This is a genomic window from Quyinboa mangrovi, assembly GCF_042219825.1.
In the GTDB taxonomy this organism is placed as follows: Bacteria; Bacteroidota; Bacteroidia; order Bacteroidales; family UBA5342; genus JBHJHP01.
Map to the genome: position 1 here is coordinate 254,653 of NZ_JBHJHQ010000002.1, position 18,077 is coordinate 272,729.

Genomic DNA, 18,077 nt, shown 5'->3' on the forward strand with positions numbered 1-18,077 from the left:
GATATTAACAGTGAAGTTTATTTTGGTTGCCCTATATTTTCAAGAAGTTCTTTGAATTTGATATTGCGGAAATCAAATATTTTCATCAGTGTACGTCTGACAAAAAGTAAGTGTGCCAGATGTCCTAAAATGCCGAAAGGGAGCTGGTAATGTACTTTGTCAATAATTTTCACCCCATCTTCAATTTCTTCTAATGCATGATAATGATACCACAACTTATAGGGACCCACACGTTGCTCGTCCACAAAAGTAAAAGGTTCCCGGATGTGTTTAATTTCGGTGAGCCAGTCGGTAATACCTAATACGGGAATTTTTACCCTGTAGGCTATGGTAAGCCCATTAAACATTTTATCAGGCAGATCCGAAACGATTCTGAAATCCATATCTGCCGGAGTAATCAGATTCAGATTTTCCGGGTTGCGTATAAATTCCCAGGCTTCTTCAAGAGACGCTTTGACGACAACGGATTTGTTTATGGTATGAAAACGCATTGTTAACAGATTATTTGATACATAAACCTGTGTATGGTATAAAAAGTTCTGAATTTTATTAATTTTAGTACTTTATAAATCTGTGGAACATTAAGTTAAACCGTTTGGGAATGAGTGCATCACCAGATTATAAAGAAAAGATAGTTGATCTGTTTTGGTTTTCGGGAACAGGAAATGCAAAAAGAGTTTCTGAATGGGTCTCAGAGGTTGCATCTCAAAACGGGTTTGAGGTAATTCAACAAAATCTTGGTTCATCGGAACGGCACATAATTCCAGGCATTGAACCTGGTTCTTACATCGGGTTTATATCGCCGACACATGGATTTAATTATCCACCACTGATGGTAAAATACATTTTCAGATTTCCCCGTAATCCAGGCGACTGTCATGTATTTTTGATGAACACGAGAGCGGGCGTTATGCTAAATCGGTGGTTTCTACCCGGTGTGAGTGGAATTGCCCTGTTGCTTGCTGCATTGGTGCTATGGCTTAAGGGGTATAAAATAGCAGGCATGCGTTCCATTGATTTACCATCAAACTGGATATCCCTGCATCCGGGTCTCCGGGAAAAAGCTATATTGAAAATTCATCACCGTTGTGAAAAAAAAACAGAAGATTTTGCACACAAGATACTGAAAGGCAAAAAGGTGTACAGGTCCTTGCTCGATCTTCCGGTTGATCTGATTCTAACTCCGGTCGCTTTGGCATATTATTTTGTAGGAAGGTTTTTTATTGCCAAAACCTTTGTGGCTACAAAAAGTTGTGATAATTGCGGATTGTGTCATAAAAATTGTCCGGTTAATGCCATAAAATTAGTTAATAACCGGCCATTCTGGACTGTGAAATGTGAGAGTTGTATGCAATGCATGAATGCCTGTCCAAAACGGGCCATTGAAACTGCTCACGGAATGGTAGTTGGTGTAATTACGCTCACTAATACGGCTGTGGTTACACTGCTGCTTGGTTTGTTACAGCGGATTGGGATAACTTTACCGGGATTTATTACTGAAAACGGAACCATTTGGTTTCTGGTTCTTTCTGCTTTGTATATGGCAGTGATTATATTCACACATCGCGTTGTTCATTTTTTACAGCGTTTTAAGTGGTTCGATATAATCATTGAATATACCTCATTAACCAGACTAAAACTTTGGAATCGATATCAGCCAGGAAAAATTCTTCGTAAAAATCAGTTTTAAATGCAACGCTTTTTGTCTTAATTTACACATTTAAGAAAACGCAATATGAAATATACAATACCTCTTTTTATTATTTTGGCTTCAATATTTTTTTCATGTGATCCCAAAAACAGTTTGCCTGATCTTGATGGCGAATATGCCGGATCCTATACCCGTGGCGATTCAACAACAGCGATCACTTTAAGCATAAAAGATTTTACTTTTGAAGGTGGGAGTGAAGCAGCCCGGTTTCCTGCTATTTGTCATGGAACGGTTGGATGGGATGATTATACCATTCAGTTTGATGATGAATGCGTCTGGACGGCTGATTTTGACTGGTCACTTATTTTGTCAGGTTCATACACCTATGCCTATTCAAAGGATAAACTCACTTTCTGGAGGGGAACGGGAGACAATTATGAACGTTATACGATTGAGAAGCTGAAAGAGGAGTAGTTATTATAATTATTCATCAGCAAAGCGCTTCAGGAGATCGTTAAATGCATCAATCCGTCGATCCCGGAAAAAGGGCCAGATGCGTCGCACGTCCTCGCTTCGTTTCATATCTACATCGATAATCTCAATAACGTCTTTATCAGCAGGTGCTTTATACAAAAGTTCACCCTGCGGTCCTGCAACAAAGGAAGTGCCCCAGAACTGTATGCCATTGGTTTGCCCTGAAGGATCCGGTTCATAACCGGTTCGGTTTACTGCAACAACAGGCAGGCCATTTGCCACAGCATGCCCGCGTTGAACTGTCATCCACGCTGTTTGCTGCCGCTCTTTTTCTGCTTCGGCATCTGTACTTTCCCAGCCAATGGCTGTCGGATAAATCAATATCTCAGCTCCTTTGAGGGCCATCGCACGTGCTGCTTCCGGGTACCACTGATCCCAGCAAACCAAAACTCCCAATCGTCCCAGCGAAGTATTGATGGGTTCGAAACCCAAATCTCCTGGCGTGAAATAAAATTTTTCATAATAGGCAGGATCATCGGGAATGTGCATCTTGCGGTACTTTCCTGCCATAGATCCGTCAATATCAAACACAACGGCTGTATTATGATAGATACCTGCTGTACGTCTCTCGAACAATGACGTGACCAGAACAATGTTATTTTCTTTGGCAAGATCGCTGTAAAAAGCAGTTGAAGGTCCCGGAATTGGTTCAGCCAGATTAAATATTTCGGTGTCTTCGGTCTGACAGAAATATAAGCTGTTGTGCAGTTCCTGAAGAACCACCAGTTGTGCGCCCTGTTTGGCTGCAGCTCTGATATTTTCAGCCAGTTTTAATTTGTTATGTTCAACTGATACAGTATTTGACTGCTGTACGATCCCGATCTTCATAATTTAAATTTTATGCGAATTTCGGGTTTTTTTATGAAATTATAAACAGCGATGGCGCTTCAGGAACTTTTAATCCAGCCAACAATTTCTTCATCCATAGGTTTTGTCTTGGGAGGAAGCGTTTTCACGAAGTTCCCGTTTTCATCAATCAGAAATTTCTGAAAGTTCCAACTGATCTTTGTATCCAGAACACCGTTTTCTTTTTTTGTGGTCAGCCATTGATAAACCGGATGTATATCCTTCCCTTTCACACTTATTTTCGCCATCATTGGAAAAGTGACTCCGTAATTCATTTTACAGAATTTCGCTATTTCTTCGTTGGATCCTGGTTCCTGATGTAAGAAATTATTGGCGGGAAATCCTATGATTACAAAGTTGGCGTCTTTGTAGGTGTCGTATAATTTTTCAAGACCTTCATATTGTGGCGTAAAGCCACATTTCGACGCCGTATTGACGACTAAAATTTTCTTTCCTTTAAACTGTGAAAGGCTGATTGAATCACCAGTTATGGTTTCCACTTTGAAATCATAGAAACTTTTTTGAGCATTTACGTTGTAAGCTACACCTGTAAATAGTAGCATTAAAGTGATGTAGAATTTATTCATTGCAATTGTTTTAGCTTATAACAATATGGTGTGCAGTGATGTTTGTTCAACATGGGTTAAGAATGGTTAAGAGCATCAAAATGGTTCTGCACTAAACACTTTAAGGATAATAGTGGTTTGTAATATAGCAGTTGCTTGATATATTTGTATGATGACAATTAATATTGACTAAAATATCAGTTATGAAAATAATCTCATGGAATGTAAACGGAATTCGTGCCGTTGTTCAAAAGAATTTTTTTGAGGATTTAAAAGCAATGGATCCTGATATGTTATGTCTGCAGGAAACCAAAGCACAGGATGATCAGGTGGCAGAAGCGTTGGGAGGGCTTGAGGGCTATCATATTTATTCCAACTCAGCTGAGAAAAAAGGTTATTCCGGAACAGCCATCCTTTCTAAGACAGAGCCAATGAGTATATCGAAAGGTATTGGTATTAATGACCACGATAATGAAGGCCGGGTTATGTGTGCAGAATATGATAAATTTTATCTGATTTCTGTTTATGTCCCCAATTCCGGGAGTGAATTAAAACGTTTGGGTTACAGGCAGGAATGGGATCTGGCATTTTTCAATTATCTTAAAAAACTGGAAGAAACGAAACCTGTCATAGTGTGTGGCGATTTTAATGTAGCTCATACTGAAATAGATATTGCCCGGCCAAAAGCGAATTATAATAAGAGTGCCGGTTATATGCAGGAAGAGATTGATGGCATGGATAGGTTTACGCAGAGCGGTTTAGTGGATAGTTTCCGTTATTTTTATCCGGATAAAACAGATGCCTATTCGTGGTGGAGTTTTCGTGCAGGTGCCAGAGGAAAGAATATCGGATGGAGAATCGATTATTTTTTGGTCAGCGAAAGTTTTATCCCCGAAGTAAAAAATGCATCTATTCTGGCCGATGTTATGGGAAGTGACCATTGTCCGGTAGCAGTTGAGTTGAAGTAAAACCGATAGATACTTTTCTAAAGTTTCAAACTTTGGAAAAGGTAAATGGGATCGTGATTAATCAGTCACCCTGTGGTAATTAAATTTTACTTCAGCAGTTTTATTGTCATCTTCAATAACAACGTACATGTTGATTTCATTTTTGTTTAGTCGTTCTATGGTAAAGCCTTCAAAGTAAACTTTGCCAGATGTAACTTTCACCAGTTTGAAATCCACAGTTTTGTCTTTTTCTTCCCAGCCTTTCAAATCGGAATGAAAATGTTTAAGCCTTAAAATCAGTGTTTCGTTTTCTTCTGATATGGTTTCAAGTTCATAGAAAGTAACTTTGTCCTCTGATACAAGTTTAAAAGCGCCCATCATGGATCCACCTAAAGGAGGTGTCCATATTTCTTCTGTTATGCCACCGAAAGCTTCTCCACGCCAGTGTCCCTGTAGCCAGGCAATTACACTTAAATCCGCTTTTGGTGAACCAACAGAATCGTTATAGAACATCGTGTTTGGAAATTCATTTTGTCCTGAAGCGTAAAGCTGCAGTACAAAAAATGCCACTAATGCAAAGGCAAGTTTTTTCATTATAAATAATTGTTAAAGTTAATAGATGTAATTATAACAATTTATTTTGCTGAGCGGTTTATGAATTGGGTAGTTTAAAAAAATATCGTAAAACGGTTTGTTGAATAGATAGTGAATAAGCTTTTCCAAAGTTTTAAACTTTGGAAAAGTTAAGTATCATTGATCCGATTCAGTTGGAATTTGTATTTTTGTTTTTCATTTTAAATTATGGCTTTAAAACCACTCGCGGAACGTTTGCGTCCTAAGTCTCTGGACGATTATATCGGGCAGGAGCACCTGGTTGGAAAAGGTGCGGTGTTGCGCGAAATGATTGAATCAGGCAAGATCAGTTCTTTCATCCTGTGGGGACCTCCGGGAGTTGGAAAAACGACCCTGGCAAAGATCATTGCCAATCAGCAGGAACGGCCGTTTTACACCTTAAGTGCTGTGTCAAGCGGCGTGAAAGATGTGCGTGAGGTGATAGAAAAGGCCCGTAAGTCACAGTTTTTTGACCGGCCAAATCCAATTTTATTCATTGACGAGATTCACCGCTTCAGCAAATCGCAACAGGATTCATTACTTGGGGCCGTTGAAGAAGGTGTGTTTACTTTGATTGGTGCTACAACCGAAAATCCATCGTTTGAAGTCATTTCTCCATTATTGTCCCGCTGTCAGGTTTATGTACTTAAGCCTTTGGATAATGACGGGATACTAAAGCTCATGGATCGCGCCCTGAAAGAGGATTCAGAATTGAAAAAGCTGGATTGGGAGATTAAGGAACATGAAGCAATAATTCGTCAGAGTGGAGGTGATGCCCGTAAACTGTTGAATATTCTGGAACTGATATCAGCTAATTTCAATGATAAAATTGTGGTGACCGATGATCTGGTCATTGAAAAGTTACAGCGCAATATTGCCATGTATGATAAAAATGGCGAATTGCATTACGATATCATTTCAGCATTTATTAAATCGGTTCGGGGCAGTGATCCCAATGGTGCCGTGTACTGGCTGGCGAGGATGGTGGAAGGTGGTGAAGATCCAAAATTTATTGCCCGGCGACTGGTAATTCTTGCAGCAGAAGATATCGGACTGGCTAATCCGAATGCCTTGCTTATTGCTAACGCGGCATTTGAGGCCATTGAACGGATCGGCTGGCCGGAAGGTCGGATTGTACTGTCTGAAGCAACGATATACCTGGCCACTTCACCCAAAAGTAATTCTGCATATATGGCCATTGGTGATGCCCAGAGTCTGGTACAGAAAACAGGCAATCTGCCGGTTCCTTTGCATTTAAGAAATTCACCGAGCAAACTGATGAAAGAACTGGGGTACGGAGCAGATTATAAATATGCACATTCCTATCCCGGAAATTTTGTGGATCAGGAATTTTTGCCGGATCAGATTAAAGGAAAACAGTTTTATACACCTCAGAAAAATGCATCAGAAACAAAAATAAGTGAACGGATGAAATCCCTTTGGAAAAATAAATACAACCATGAGTAACGCGTTGAACATACCCAAATTAAAACATAAAGATTCAGGTAACTTTTTTATTCTGGCAGGACCATGTGCCATCGAAGGTGAAGACATGGCACTGAGGATTGCAGAAAAGATCAAAAAGGTGACGGATAAGCTTGAAATTCCGTTTGTTTTTAAAGGATCGTACAGAAAAGCTAACCGGTCCAGACTGGATTCTTTTTCTGGAATAGGTGATGAAAAAGCACTGAAAGTACTGAGAAAGGTTTCAGAAACATTTGATGTTCCAACTGTTACCGATATTCATTCAGCCAATGAAGCCGCAATGGCAGCTGAATTTGTTGATGTTATCCAAATCCCGGCATTCCTGTGCCGTCAAACGAATATTTTGGTCGCAGCTGCAGAAACCGGCAAAACCATTAATATTAAGAAAGGACAGTTTCTGTCCGGTTCAAGTATGAAGTTTGCGGTTCAGAAAGTGATCGATTCCGGAAACGACAAAGTGATGCTGACTGACAGGGGAACCATGTTTGGCTATAGCGATTTAATCGTAGATTACCGCACTATTCCGGAAATGCAGAAGACCGGGTGCCCTGTGGTGCTGGATATAACTCATTCGTTGCAACAACCGAATCAAAGCTCAGGTGTTACGGGAGGAAATCCTCAGCTGATTGAAACGATTGCTAAAGCCGGAATTGCTGTTGGGGCTGATGGTTTATTTCTTGAAACACATCACGATCCAACCAATGCAAAATCGGATGGCGCCAACATGCTGAATCTGGCTTTGCTTGAACCACTGCTGGAAAAACTGGTTCGGATCAGAAAAGCACTTTAGCACAACTCCGGACTATTCTTTCAGAAATGTCTTCAGTGGAGCAATAAATTCTTCAAAGCTCTCTATATGGGGTAAGTGACCAATACTTGGAATTTCCACAAGTTTACAATCCGGAATTGTCTGCTGTGTTTTTTTGCCGAGTTTGTTATACAAGCCCATGGTCTTTCTCACAGAGTCAGAGACAAGTGGTTTTCCCAGAGCAGTTCTGTCCCGTGTTCCGATAATAAGCAGGGTAGGAACTTCAATGTTCTGAAATTCATACAGCACCGGTTGCGTAAATATCATATCGTAGGTTAATGCTGCATTCCACGCAATACGTTTATAATCTGAATTGAGCGTCCATCCGGCCAGTAGATTCACCCATTCATCATATTCTTTTTTCCATTTGCCATCATAATAGCTGTTGAGCTGATATGCCTTTATTTTATCATAATCTTTGTGAAGTTCGTTGTTGTACCACCATTCAATTGGTTTGTACGGAACAACAAGTTTCCAGTCTTCCAGACCGATAGGGTTCTCCAGAACCAGCTTATCAACGCTGCCGGGATACATCAGCGTAAAGCGTGTGGCCAGCATACCTCCCATAGAATGACCCAAAACAGCAGTCCGTTTTACGCCGATAGAATCCAGTACTGCTTTTGTATTAATGGACAGCTGTTGAAAGGAATATTGAAAATGTTCCGGCTTGGAAGATTTTCCAAAGCCAATCTGATCCGGAACAATAACACGGTAGCCTGCTTTGGTCAGCGCTTTAATCGTGGTGCCCCAGTAGGCGCCATTGAAATTTTTACCGTGTAAAAGCATGATGTTTTTACCGTTGTAATGTTCAGGTTTAACATCCATATAAGCCATTTGAAGATGCTGATTCTGAATATCCAACTGAATGTGGCTGACCGGATAGGGATAGTCGTAGTTGGCAAGTTCAATATCGAGCCACTGAAGTGAATCCTGTTGCGCAAAAAAGTTTAAACAGGAGAATAGAAAAATTATGGAAAATATAAGTTGTTTCATAATTATCTTGTTTTATACTCTTGATGTATACTTTCTTAAAAGTAAATAACCGACAATACCAGATATCAGTGAACCCATCAGAATTCCAATTTTCGCAGAATCGAGCAATAATATCTGGCTGCTGAATGCAAGGTTTGCAATAAAGATGGACATGGTAAAACCAACGCCGGCCAGAAAAGCGATTCCGACGATTTGTTTAAAATCAGCACCTGCCGGTCTTTCAGCTATTCCCAGTTTGATTGCCAACCACGAAAACAGCGATATACCTATGCTTTTACCTAAAATCAAACCTGCGGAAATCTGCCCGATCAATGGTACGTTCGGTTGAAATTCACTGCTGATTATAACCCCGGAATTTGAAAATGCAAATACCGGCATAATAAAATATGCCACCCAGTTGTGCAGTTTATGCTCCAAATGTTGAAGCGGGGAATGCACTTTTGCAGTCAGTTCTTCCAGTTGATCCACAGCGTCAAGATGTTCGTGTTTTAATATTGGCTTATCATTGTCCTCGGTTCGTGCAATTCTGGCCACTATGCCTTTTAATTTTTCGTTGTATGTTTTAATATCAATCTTCTGGCTTATTGGTACAGTAAATGCCAGCAATACACCTGCTATGGTTGGATGAATTCCGGCTTTAAGGAACAGATACCATATTACGGCACCAACGATTACCAAAAGATAATTAGAGTACAGATTTCTTTTGGAGAGAATTAAAAGGATAACAAACAGGATCATGGCATAAAGCAAGAGCATCCATTTAATTTCTTCACTGTAAAAAAGTGCAATGACCAGAACAGCACCAAGATCGTCCACAATGGCAAATGCTGTAAGGAAAATTTTAAGACTGACCGGAACCCTTTTACCAAGCAATGTTAGAATTGCCAGCGAAAAAGCAATGTCTGTAGCCATGGGAATTCCCCAACCACTATGTGTTTCGGGAGATGTATTGAATAATAAATATATGGAAACAGGAATGATCATACCTCCAACGGCTGCAAATAAAGGGAGTGAGGCCTTTTTCATGGTGTTTAGCTCACCAATCATAAGTTCCCGTTTTATCTCCAGCCCGATGACAAAAAAGAATATGGCCATTAAGCCGTCGTTAATCCATAGAATTAGCGGCTTTACCAGGTGAAATTCTTTTGAACTGATCCCGATTTTATATTGCCAGATATTGTTAAAAGATTCTCCAACAGGTGAGTTTGCCAGGATCAGTGCAATAACTGTTGCTGAAAAAAGCAATATCCCACTAAAACTTTCAATCTTTGTGAATTTCTGTATTGGCGTAATTATGACCTCTTTTATGAAATTGTCCGGTTGTTTTGTACCCATTTATGTGCAGATTATGTTTAGAATGTGTTAGTCCATAGTAAGTTATACATCTATAACAGGAAATACTTAAAAAAGGTTCTGCCAGAGTACTTAGTCGTAAAGCTTTTAACCAATTTTATAAAATTGAAATTTTACAGCTTTTTTCCTGTAAAATTTCATATGTGAACCGGTTATAATCGCTCGGTATAGTATTGATGAAATGCTATGATTCAAATAAATTTGTGATCGGAAAAAATAGGAGGTAGAATTATGATACAGATCAATTCTTTTTCGGAATTAAAGGACGCAATATCAGGGAAAGACAAAGCCTACCTGTTATTGTACAAAAAAGGTACGGAACAAAGTGAATGTGCGTTTGGGCATATTGCTGAAGGCAGTGAGAATGTGGAAGGTTTGAACCTTTATTATGCTGATGTGACAGTGGTAAGGGATATTCACACAGAATTTGGTATCACCTCGGTTCCTGCTTTGCTTGAGTTTGAGAATGGTTCATTTAAGAATGTTGTGAAAGGCTGTAACAATGCCGGACACTATAAGGCATTATTTGAAGATGCTGTTTATTTTGCAGAAGTAAAAAAGGAAGGGAAACCGCAAAAAAGGGTAACAGTGTATTCCACACCAACATGTTCCTGGTGCAACACGTTAAAAACATATCTTAAAAATCAAAGGGTAAGATATACCGATGTGGATGTTTCCCGTGATCCTAAAGCAGCGGAAGAACTTGTCCGCAGAACCGGACAGCAGGGGGTTCCTCAGACGGATATTAACGGAGAAATAATTGTTGGGTTCAACAAAGCCCGGATAAATGAGTTATTAGGCTTACAGGGATAAAAACAAAAACTATTATAACATGAGAGAATTACAACCAGTAAATCAGAATGTGTTGCTCGATGTAACCGACGATAATAAAGAGCAGCGCACAGCATCGGGAATTATTATTCCTGATTCGGCCAAAGAGAAACAAACCATTGCAAAAGTGGTGGCAATGAGTACTATTGAAAATGCTGAAATCTCTGTTGGAGATTTAGTTTTATATAAAACCTACGGTGGAACAGAAACCGAATTTGAAGGGAAAAAATACCTGCTGATTCAGTATTCTGAGATACTCGCTAAAATTGTGGAAACAGATGAGATTTGATAGTCAGAGTTGCCCGATGATCCACGTTTGGATATCATTCAGGGCGTTTTTAAAAAGGGTTTTTAAAGGGAATGCAGATTTGGTTTCCGAAGAGCCGGAGTCGTTTAACCTGGAAGAAAATAAGTAATTATGGGATGGTATATAGGATTGGGCGTTCTGGCCTTGATTATAGGGTACATCGCTTACAGTTACAGAAAAATGAAAAATGTGGAGGATGTGGCTCCAAGTAAGGATATCAGAATTCTTGACAACAAGAATTTTAAACCCGTTATCAGAAGTGGAAAAGTTTTGGTGGACTTCTGGGCACCGTGGTGTGCGCCATGTAAAATGGTTGCACCAACACTGAATGAAATTGCTGAAGAACAAAAGGGCAATATAACCATTGGCAAAGTAAATGTGGATAAGCAGCAGGCTTTGGCACAGAAATATAACATCCGGAACATTCCGACCATGATTCTGTTCGATAACGGAAAGGAAGTGAAACGGATAATGGGAGTCAAACCCAAACGATCTATTCTAAAGGAAGTAGGACTTGCATGAAAAAAGAGGCTGTCAAAAAAGTGATATCAGGATTATCTTTACTTACGGATTGTAAGTAGTATTTACAAAATTACCCCTAAATCCCCTGAAGGGGACTTAAAGCCTCCCACTTTAGGGGAGGTTTGGAGGGGTAAAATAAAGATTGCTTACAATTTATAAGTTTAAAATATTTTTATTTGTCTTTTTGGACAGCCTCTTTATTGTTTCAGCAGCGATTTTAAATAGACAGGCAGCTCTGAATCAAAAGTCATTTTTTCTTTTGAGTAAGGATGAATGAACGTGAGTGATGCTGCATGCAATCCCAGACGTTTAATACTTTTATCGCGTTCTCCGTACATCTTGTCACCCACAACAGGATGGCCCGCTTCAAATAAATGAACGCGTATCTGGTTTTTTGTTCCGGTATAAAGATTGATCTCAAGCAGACTAAAATAGCGCGATTCCCTGATGACTTTATAACCGGTCTTCGAAAATTTTCCGTTTTTCTGATCATTCGTTGAGTACATCCTGTGCAATTTGTTCTCCATTAAAAAGGATGTGATAATGTCTTCTTTTTTATCAGGGTTGCCGTGGACAACGGCTAAATAGGTTTTACTGAAATCCTGCCAGTTATCCTGTAAAAAGCGTTTTGCTTTTTCATGCTTTGCAAAAACCAGGATCCCCGAGGTGTCTTTATCCAGCCTGTGCACAATGAATATCCTGTTTCTGGAATGGCTATTTCCTTTTTTTACGTAGTCGGTAAGAAGTGAATAAGCGGTTTTCTCATGGTCCCTGCCCGTACTCATGGTTAACAATCCATTTATTTTATTGACCACAATAATATCCTGGTCTTCGTATAGAACTGTTAATCCTCTTGGCTGATATTTTCTGGGAATATTTTTGTTGGAATATTTGTCCGGCACGTGTCGCTATTTAGTTTTGTTTTCTGATTTTTCAATACTTTTCTGATCTGCAATCATCTGTTTTTGCATTTCCCGGATTTCTCTCAGTGAATTTAAAATTTCCATGGTCACCGGGTTTTCTGCCGCCTGGTTGCGCATTTCTTCACGCCGCATACCAAGTTTCGTATCCATACGGCCAAGAAATAAGGATACAACGACAAACAGAACCATAATGACAGGATAAATCCACAATTTATTCTGATCAAGATAAGTCCTGATGGCATCGTTCTGAAATGAGTTCAGAAAAACAAAACCAAGCATTATAAAACTTATATAACCGATATACATCCTGGCACGGTCAATATAAATTTTCCAGCGAACCACATTTCTCTGATTAACGGGAATTCCAAATATTCTGATTCTGTTTTTCATGTTTTCAGAGTTTGTTGGTTTATAAACTTTTAAGGGTGTAAAGGTACATGAAATTTAATTGTCGGAAATACAATAGTATAAACGATAGAAGAAAAAAATATATTATGGCAAACCCGGAATTTTGTGTCAGTATACAATCCCTTTGAGACTGAAAATGCCGGTATTAGTATGTATTCTTGTGATATAAATTCCGGGTTTAAGATCGACACTGATATTTTGAGTCACATTGTGAAGCTCCCTGATTTTTGTTCCGTTAATGGTATAAACGGTTAAATTTGAAGAGGAGGGAAGGTTATAGATCGATAATTTCCCCTTTTCTGAAATTAAAAAGACTGAATTTATACCATCTTTTTCAGGGAGGTGTAATCCCGTTGCACCATTTATTTTAACCAAGGCCCATTGCCGGTGGTAGTTATTGGTTGAACCAAAATCCCACAAACCGATGTTGGCACCTGCTGCGGTACTTTCACTTTCAACATCAAGGGCTTTCCCTGTTTTTACTGATACTATTTTTACATAACCACCATCAGTTTCAGAAACAGTAAATACCTGTCCGTCTTTATCCGGCGCCGGTTCGTTTAAAGCCAGCAGATAAGCATCTTCATCAGTCATCACTTTACCTGAACCGGTGTTGCTGATAGTGTAACCTCCTTCCGTGGCAGTGAAATCCCAAAGCTGATCCGGATTCTGAGAACCATCATCAGGAAGATCCTGAATGAGACCATCACCAGTTTCGTTAGCCGTAATGACATTGTTGCTGTTCCGGCTGTAAATGATATAGGTACCGTTTTCCGGAGCTTCAAAAACATAGGTACGGGGTTCGGAATTATCATTAAAGGTAATATCATCCAGATACATAATCGTATTCAGTTTAACCGATCCCAATGGCGAAATCTGAACAGATCCGATAACCTGGTTTAACAATCCCGTAAGATCGATGACGACATCTGTCCATTCACCTTGCGTAACAGAAACTTCCCTGCTGATATTACCTATGGTAACATTTATTTTCCATGCAGGAGACTTAACCAGCATGTGAAAATAAGCGGTTGCCTCTGATATTTTCAGTGGAGCGTAAAGTGTAAATAATAAGGTGTCTTCACTAACAGTTGGGTTTGCCACCATGGGGTACAGATATTCCAGAATATGTCCCGAAACATTCATCCCAACGATATCTGAATTTGCAATAACATGAACAGCAGAACCATTTTCGAATGGGACTCTGCTCATTGCAGGTACGCTGGAAGCAGATTCAAAATCAAAAAAAGGAGCCACCTCAGTTACTCCTCTTGGATCAGGATCATTGTTTATGATCAGGTTGTCTATAAAAAGCGGGTTTCCCGGATCAACACCTTTAAATATCAGTTTTGAAAATGAAGTATTGATGCCTAAATCGATGACCTGATCCTGCCAGGTATCAGTTGATTCCAGTAAAATTGTATCACCGGTTGCCGTTTGCGAAGAATTGTGAATGCCCGACCGGGTCATGATATGCAGATAGCGGTATTCCGGTGTCGTTACAAAACTCTGTCCGGTTTCATAGCTGATCACATTATCGTCTGCTGAGAGCGTAAAACGACTACTGTTCAGTTCGCTTTTCGCCCCATTTTCCGATAATTGTACTGATGTACCCGAAAAGCCCTCCGTATTTTGATCCTCGAAGGTTATGCCTTCTGTTAATCTGAACTGAGCGTAATCCGTAAAAGTTACCGGAATGATAAAGGTTGTGATGCTCTGAGCCGGTGAGACATAACTTAGTTTACTTTCTGTTATAGCCTGATCCGGTTTTTTTGAACAGTCTTCTGATGAGCTTGTCCTGTAAACCGTCGCAGAAGCAGCTACCGTTCCAAATTCTGAGAGATCTGCTGATACGTTCTGATCCAAATCGGTTTGGTTCAGAACCACCATTACCAGTTCCTTATTGTCCGGACTGATGGCAGTCAGAATATTTGGTGCTCCTGACTCCAGGATACGGTAGCCTTGTTTTACAAAACGGGTGACCTGCATTCTGATATAGAAGTTCTTTACGGTATAGTAAGTTTCATCCGCAAAGCTGCAACGCATCTGGCACCAGTTATCATTCCATTCTTCCATCAGCTGCCAGTCGATCCAAGCAGAAGGTTTCATTATGGTAAGGTCACTAAACATACGTTGAGCCAATTGCAGATTATTGCTTAGACCACTGCCACTGAAACCGCTTGGTCCTGTTTCAGACTGCCAGAGTGTTTTACCCATCTTACGGGAAAGATTATAAGCTTCAACCCTTTCCGGATCACTGCCGCTGTAGGTATGCGTATTGATCTGTCCCAGTTTTGGAATAATATCACCGGCAGCAATGTAGGCATTCATGGCATAGATAAAACTACTGATATTGGTTTCATCCGAAGCTGAAATGACCGTATTTAATCCTGATGCCTGTAACCGTGGATATAATTCCCTTATCACGGCAATCTGTGAGGAGGCATCAAAATGGCAGCCTTCCTGTCCGCCGAGGTAACCCCAGTAACTACTGAGCGATTCGTTAAACGGTTCCAGTGTTTTAAATTCAATGCCGTATGTGTTTTTGTAATGTTTGCAGACTTCAATTAGATAATCACTGAACTGTCCGTAATATTCCGGTTTCAGGTTGTCTGAACCGGCAGGATTATTTCCGGCAGAACAACCGCTGTAAGTCATCCAGTAAGGTGGTGAATTAGAAAATGCTTCAAAAATGGCATCCGGCCGTTTCGCTTTGATTTTGAGCATTATTTTGCGTTGTCCGGCATCGGCGGTCCAGTCATAAGGTTCATTTTCACCCGATTTAAATCCTTCCATCTCGGCGCGCACACCTTTACCGTCTGCCATATGTCCCGGATTTCCCGGCGTAGAATAGTGGGAGGGATCATCGCCGCCTCCGATATTATAGCGAAAGATGTTCATATTGAGCTTATCCGGTGAAGTGATCAGATCAACTATTTCATCAATTTTGGCTTCATCGTCCCATTGTCCCACCATATGAGCCCACCAGCACAACGAAGAACCCCAGCCTTCAATAGTTTGATATTCCTTTGAGGGATCAGGTTTTATATTAATGTTCTGGGCACTTAAATTTGCAAAAACAGATATCAGAACAACAATTAAAATAGAGTAGTATTTTTTCATTCATTTTTAGCTTTCCGCTAAAATACGGTTTTATGGCTCCGTTTCATCATAAACAAAGTTGGAAAAGTTGCACTTATACGACAAAATGTATTACAAAATTGCCTTAATATCTTTTGTGCAGTTTTAAAGCCTCATTATAAGTTGTTTCTACAATTGATCATAGATTTTTAATTTCTCCAATAATTGCATCAGGATTATTTACCTGTGCCGTTTCATTATAATCAAGTTGTAGATCCCTAATGGCTTCTTCGCGGGATGGTTTAAACAAATAAAACTGTATAAACATAATTGCCAGGAAAATCAGAGCTATTGGATTAGCTGTAAGCAAGAAGCTTACGATTAAAAAAAGCGATGCGCCTTCTATTAGCGCCAATTTAATAATAACGGCCGTTTGGTAAATTGCCAGTTTATAAGAGAGCACACTATCCTTTTTGATTTTATTAATCTGTATCCGGTACATAAGTCTGCTGACGAATAATTCAATAATGGCAATTACGATTCCCACGATGGTAAGCATGTCTTCAGAGCCTGGAAAACGAAAACTTAAATCCACGCCGGATTGCAAAAAAATGACTATCCCTGCAAAAATAAGCTGTCCGGCAAATAATGCAAAAAACAGGGTGTTTATAGTTCTGAAGAATTGTTTTGAGGTTTGTTGAGTTGGTTCCATGATAAAAATTTAAAGTAATACAACTAGTCCTAAATCGAGTCCAAGGTCTGTCAGTTTTTGTGTTTTGGGTATATCATACTGATTAACCACTTCGTTGTATTTAAGCGAGGCGAAACCCATGCCAATATCGATTACAAACCTTTCATTTAATGCTATTCCCATACCAACGCTGTAATCATATCCAAACTGAGTATACAAATTGTCGCTGTTCAGTATGCCAAAACCGGCTGCGACTTGCGCATAAGGTTTTACAAATCCGTTACCGATATATAGTTTTATAAATGGTTTTCCCATAACCGAATAGGCCTTTTCAGTTTTGTTATATGACTGGTATTTAACGGGAATAACTAGTCCTATGACCAGATTATTTGCGATGAAATAACCAATAATCGGATTTAATGCCAGATTTGTAAATTTCTCACTGTTTACATAAATGTGGGTTTGCCAATAATCCAACGCACCAGTAGTTGTTGTCATCCCGGATGATGCACTTATATCTGACTTACTTCCAACCAACAGGGTTCCTTTTTCGATTTGAGCGTTGAGGTTAAAGAGTCCATACGTCATGAACAAGAGGAACAAAACAGGTTTTTTAAAAATCATAGTTGATAATCTTAAACTTAAATAAGTAAATTTTTTTCAGTGCTTTAAAAATAAGAAAAAATTGTCTCAGAAAGTGTTAATTATTAAATATCTATCTGAGTTCTTCAAAATCGATGTGATAATGGTCATCATGCAGTTCGTTAATACGTTTAGTAAGAGACTTCACAAAATATATTCCGGATGATTTGAGCTGATCACCGAATTTTGAGTTGAACAGCTCATCTTTAAGGTTGGTCTCCAAAATAACTTTCTTAATGTGATAACCCCGCTTCTTTGCATTTTTCTCAAGCGCAATAATATGCATCGCCAGTTTTTCAAAATCAATCTGTACTTTTTTGTTTAGGCTTAGTTTTCCATCCTGATCAAACTTCAGGGCATAACGAGCCATTCCGGTGTGATCCCAGAACAGATCTGTTTTTCCATCTTTTATCAGTGGGGTCATAAAGTCTATACTTGTCCCGTTTTGGTGGGTCCTGTGAGGGAAGGATCTGCCACCTTTTCTGCCGGAACATTCCATGATTCTAAATGTATAGTCCGGGTAAATTTTCTTCAGATCAGCGTAGGAGTCGAGGGTAATCCGGTAAATATCGGAATGAACATAAGAGCGTCCTAAAATGTAATAGTCAAAAAAACTGTAATATTTAAAATTATCTCCGTTATACGGAAGTTTGTATCCGTTGGTGAGCCTGCCGTTACTAACGGTGCCAGTTGACTGACTTGTGCCATGATTTTTATGTATTATCTGTGGCATAGCAGTATAAAATGCAGTAAACGATATAATCAGAAAAATGATTCGTCTGGAAGATTTTTTCATATATATCCTCATTTTAAACAGGTTTGTATTATCAGGAACGAAAAAGTTAATCGTTTAAGTATAAAAAAACCTGGACTTGTT

Annotated in this window: 21 protein-coding genes; 9 read left to right on the forward strand and 12 right to left on the reverse strand. The window is 39.5% G+C overall.

Features of this window, described 5'->3' with window-relative positions; translation table 11 throughout:
- Window positions 1-17: 17 nt before the first annotated feature.
- Window positions 18-491, reverse strand: a complete 474-nt coding sequence (locus tag ACE1ET_RS04260) for an SRPBCC family protein (protein WP_375727123.1) — start codon at window positions 489-491, stop codon at window positions 18-20.
- Window positions 492-601: 110 nt separating this feature from the next.
- On the opposite strand from ACE1ET_RS04260, the gene ACE1ET_RS04265 reads away from it, so the two are divergent.
- Window positions 602-1,690: an EFR1 family ferrodoxin gene (locus tag ACE1ET_RS04265; protein WP_375727124.1), complete on the forward strand. Its 1,089-nt coding sequence runs from the start codon at window positions 602-604 to the stop codon at window positions 1,688-1,690.
- 45 nt (window positions 1,691-1,735) lie between these two features.
- On the forward strand, window positions 1,736-2,125 hold the full coding sequence (locus tag ACE1ET_RS04270; protein ID WP_375727125.1) for a hypothetical protein: 390 nt from the start codon (window positions 1,736-1,738) through the stop codon (window positions 2,123-2,125).
- Between the two features lie 9 nt (window positions 2,126-2,134).
- On the opposite strand, the gene ACE1ET_RS04275 is transcribed toward ACE1ET_RS04270, so the two are convergent.
- Both ACE1ET_RS04275 and ACE1ET_RS04280 read right to left on the reverse strand, forming a co-directional pair.
- On the reverse strand, window positions 2,135-3,013 hold the full coding sequence (locus ACE1ET_RS04275) for a carbon-nitrogen hydrolase (RefSeq protein WP_375727126.1): 879 nt from the start codon (window positions 3,011-3,013) through the stop codon (window positions 2,135-2,137).
- Window positions 3,014-3,072: 59 nt separating this feature from the next.
- A complete protein-coding gene (locus tag ACE1ET_RS04280; protein ID WP_473774469.1) occupies window positions 3,073-3,618 on the reverse strand; it encodes a glutathione peroxidase in 546 nt (181 codons plus the stop codon).
- 182 nt (window positions 3,619-3,800) lie between these two features.
- On the opposite strand from ACE1ET_RS04280, the gene ACE1ET_RS04285 reads away from it, so the two are divergent.
- A complete protein-coding gene (locus tag ACE1ET_RS04285; protein ID WP_375727127.1) occupies window positions 3,801-4,565 on the forward strand; it encodes an exodeoxyribonuclease III in 765 nt (254 codons plus the stop codon).
- A 57-nt stretch (window positions 4,566-4,622) separates the two neighbouring features.
- On the opposite strand, the gene ACE1ET_RS04290 is transcribed toward ACE1ET_RS04285, so the two are convergent.
- On the reverse strand, window positions 4,623-5,138 hold the full coding sequence (locus ACE1ET_RS04290; RefSeq protein WP_375727128.1) for a DUF6265 family protein: 516 nt from the start codon (window positions 5,136-5,138) through the stop codon (window positions 4,623-4,625).
- A 207-nt stretch (window positions 5,139-5,345) separates the two neighbouring features.
- Here ACE1ET_RS04290 and ACE1ET_RS04295 point away from each other — a divergent pair, with 207 nt between their 5' ends.
- Both ACE1ET_RS04295 and kdsA read left to right on the forward strand, forming a co-directional pair.
- The gene (locus ACE1ET_RS04295) at window positions 5,346-6,623 is read left to right on the forward strand and encodes a replication-associated recombination protein A (RefSeq protein ID WP_375727129.1); all 1,278 of its coding nucleotides are present in this window, start codon (window positions 5,346-5,348) and stop codon (window positions 6,621-6,623) included.
- Window positions 6,616-7,431, forward strand: coding sequence for a 3-deoxy-8-phosphooctulonate synthase (gene kdsA / locus ACE1ET_RS04300; protein WP_375727130.1), 816 nt, complete (start codon window positions 6,616-6,618; stop codon window positions 7,429-7,431). Before ACE1ET_RS04295 ends, kdsA begins: the two co-directional genes overlap by 8 nt.
- Window positions 7,432-7,443: 12 nt before the next feature.
- On the opposite strand, the gene ACE1ET_RS04305 is transcribed toward kdsA, so the two are convergent.
- Together ACE1ET_RS04305 and nhaA are read right to left on the reverse strand one after the other, a co-directional pair.
- The gene (locus ACE1ET_RS04305; protein WP_375727131.1) at window positions 7,444-8,442 is read right to left on the reverse strand and encodes an alpha/beta fold hydrolase; all 999 of its coding nucleotides are present in this window, start codon (window positions 8,440-8,442) and stop codon (window positions 7,444-7,446) included.
- Window positions 8,443-8,454: 12 nt separating this feature from the next.
- Window positions 8,455-9,777: a Na+/H+ antiporter NhaA gene (gene nhaA, locus ACE1ET_RS04310; RefSeq protein WP_375727132.1), complete on the reverse strand. Its 1,323-nt coding sequence runs from the start codon at window positions 9,775-9,777 to the stop codon at window positions 8,455-8,457.
- Between the two features lie 249 nt (window positions 9,778-10,026).
- On the opposite strand from nhaA, the gene ACE1ET_RS04315 reads away from it, so the two are divergent.
- Genes ACE1ET_RS04315 through trxA form a run of 4 tightly spaced genes read left to right on the forward strand, consistent with a single transcriptional unit; the run spans window position 10,027 to window position 11,455 of the window.
- Window positions 10,027-10,608, forward strand: coding sequence for a glutaredoxin family protein (locus ACE1ET_RS04315; protein WP_375727133.1), 582 nt, complete (start codon window positions 10,027-10,029; stop codon window positions 10,606-10,608).
- 19 nt (window positions 10,609-10,627) lie between these two features.
- The gene (locus ACE1ET_RS04320) at window positions 10,628-10,915 is read left to right on the forward strand and encodes a co-chaperone GroES (RefSeq protein ID WP_375727134.1); all 288 of its coding nucleotides are present in this window, start codon (window positions 10,628-10,630) and stop codon (window positions 10,913-10,915) included.
- Window positions 10,905-11,042: a hypothetical protein gene (locus tag ACE1ET_RS04325; protein WP_375727135.1), complete on the forward strand. Its 138-nt coding sequence runs from the start codon at window positions 10,905-10,907 to the stop codon at window positions 11,040-11,042. The genes ACE1ET_RS04320 and ACE1ET_RS04325 overlap by 11 nt, the downstream gene beginning before the upstream one ends.
- Window positions 11,043-11,044: 2 nt before the next feature.
- A complete protein-coding gene (gene trxA, locus ACE1ET_RS04330) occupies window positions 11,045-11,455 on the forward strand; it encodes a thioredoxin (RefSeq protein WP_375727136.1) in 411 nt (136 codons plus the stop codon).
- A gap of 197 nt (window positions 11,456-11,652) precedes the next feature.
- On the opposite strand, the gene ACE1ET_RS04335 is transcribed toward trxA, so the two are convergent.
- The 6 genes from ACE1ET_RS04335 to ACE1ET_RS04360 form a co-directional block, all read right to left on the reverse strand.
- Window positions 11,653-12,357: an RluA family pseudouridine synthase gene (locus ACE1ET_RS04335; protein WP_375727137.1), complete on the reverse strand. Its 705-nt coding sequence runs from the start codon at window positions 12,355-12,357 to the stop codon at window positions 11,653-11,655.
- Window positions 12,358-12,363: 6 nt separating this feature from the next.
- Window positions 12,364-12,768, reverse strand: a complete 405-nt coding sequence (locus ACE1ET_RS04340; protein WP_375727138.1) for a hypothetical protein — start codon at window positions 12,766-12,768, stop codon at window positions 12,364-12,366.
- A gap of 126 nt (window positions 12,769-12,894) precedes the next feature.
- Complete coding sequence (locus ACE1ET_RS04345) at window positions 12,895-15,909, reverse strand: glycoside hydrolase (RefSeq protein WP_375727139.1); 3,015 nt, start codon at window positions 15,907-15,909, stop codon at window positions 12,895-12,897.
- Between the two features lie 157 nt (window positions 15,910-16,066).
- Window positions 16,067-16,579 carry a hypothetical protein gene (locus tag ACE1ET_RS04350; RefSeq protein WP_375727140.1) on the reverse strand — a complete coding sequence of 171 codons (513 nt, stop codon included), beginning with the start codon at window positions 16,577-16,579 and terminating at the stop codon, window positions 16,067-16,069.
- Between the two features lie 9 nt (window positions 16,580-16,588).
- Window positions 16,589-17,182 (reverse strand): hypothetical protein, encoded by a 594-nt coding sequence (locus ACE1ET_RS04355; RefSeq protein WP_375727141.1) that lies wholly within the window; start codon window positions 17,180-17,182, stop codon window positions 16,589-16,591.
- A 91-nt stretch (window positions 17,183-17,273) separates the two neighbouring features.
- Window positions 17,274-17,996, reverse strand: a complete 723-nt coding sequence (locus ACE1ET_RS04360; RefSeq protein WP_375727142.1) for a hypothetical protein — start codon at window positions 17,994-17,996, stop codon at window positions 17,274-17,276.
- Window positions 17,997-18,077: the final 81 nt, after the last annotated feature.

What these genes read in the sequence shown, in the direction of transcription:
- ACE1ET_RS04260 (WP_375727123.1), bottom strand. Translation starts at nt 491, where the DNA reads ATGCGTTTTCATACCATAAACAAATCCGTTGTCGTCAAAGCGTCTCTT.
- ACE1ET_RS04265 (WP_375727124.1), top strand. Translation starts at nt 602, where the DNA reads ATGAGTGCATCACCAGATTATAAAGAAAAGATAGTTGATCTGTTTTGG.
- ACE1ET_RS04270 (WP_375727125.1), top strand. Translation starts at nt 1,736, where the DNA reads ATGAAATATACAATACCTCTTTTTATTATTTTGGCTTCAATATTTTTT.
- ACE1ET_RS04275 (WP_375727126.1), bottom strand. Translation starts at nt 3,013, where the DNA reads ATGAAGATCGGGATCGTACAGCAGTCAAATACTGTATCAGTTGAACAT.
- ACE1ET_RS04280 (WP_473774469.1), bottom strand. Translation starts at nt 3,618, where the DNA reads ATGAATAAATTCTACATCACTTTAATGCTACTATTTACAGGTGTAGCT.
- ACE1ET_RS04285 (WP_375727127.1), top strand. Translation starts at nt 3,801, where the DNA reads ATGAAAATAATCTCATGGAATGTAAACGGAATTCGTGCCGTTGTTCAA.
- ACE1ET_RS04290 (WP_375727128.1), bottom strand. Translation starts at nt 5,138, where the DNA reads ATGAAAAAACTTGCCTTTGCATTAGTGGCATTTTTTGTACTGCAGCTT.
- ACE1ET_RS04295 (WP_375727129.1), top strand. Translation starts at nt 5,346, where the DNA reads ATGGCTTTAAAACCACTCGCGGAACGTTTGCGTCCTAAGTCTCTGGAC.
- kdsA (WP_375727130.1), top strand. Translation starts at nt 6,616, where the DNA reads ATGAGTAACGCGTTGAACATACCCAAATTAAAACATAAAGATTCAGGT.
- ACE1ET_RS04305 (WP_375727131.1), bottom strand. Translation starts at nt 8,442, where the DNA reads ATGAAACAACTTATATTTTCCATAATTTTTCTATTCTCCTGTTTAAAC.
- nhaA (WP_375727132.1), bottom strand. Translation starts at nt 9,777, where the DNA reads ATGGGTACAAAACAACCGGACAATTTCATAAAAGAGGTCATAATTACG.
- ACE1ET_RS04315 (WP_375727133.1), top strand. Translation starts at nt 10,027, where the DNA reads ATGATACAGATCAATTCTTTTTCGGAATTAAAGGACGCAATATCAGGG.
- ACE1ET_RS04320 (WP_375727134.1), top strand. Translation starts at nt 10,628, where the DNA reads ATGAGAGAATTACAACCAGTAAATCAGAATGTGTTGCTCGATGTAACC.
- ACE1ET_RS04325 (WP_375727135.1), top strand. Translation starts at nt 10,905, where the DNA reads ATGAGATTTGATAGTCAGAGTTGCCCGATGATCCACGTTTGGATATCA.
- trxA (WP_375727136.1), top strand. Translation starts at nt 11,045, where the DNA reads ATGGGATGGTATATAGGATTGGGCGTTCTGGCCTTGATTATAGGGTAC.
- ACE1ET_RS04340 (WP_375727138.1), bottom strand. Translation starts at nt 12,768, where the DNA reads ATGAAAAACAGAATCAGAATATTTGGAATTCCCGTTAATCAGAGAAAT.
- ACE1ET_RS04345 (WP_375727139.1), bottom strand. Translation starts at nt 15,909, where the DNA reads ATGAAAAAATACTACTCTATTTTAATTGTTGTTCTGATATCTGTTTTT.
- ACE1ET_RS04350 (WP_375727140.1), bottom strand. Translation starts at nt 16,579, where the DNA reads ATGGAACCAACTCAACAAACCTCAAAACAATTCTTCAGAACTATAAAC.
- ACE1ET_RS04355 (WP_375727141.1), bottom strand. Translation starts at nt 17,182, where the DNA reads ATGATTTTTAAAAAACCTGTTTTGTTCCTCTTGTTCATGACGTATGGA.
- ACE1ET_RS04360 (WP_375727142.1), bottom strand. Translation starts at nt 17,996, where the DNA reads ATGAAAAAATCTTCCAGACGAATCATTTTTCTGATTATATCGTTTACT.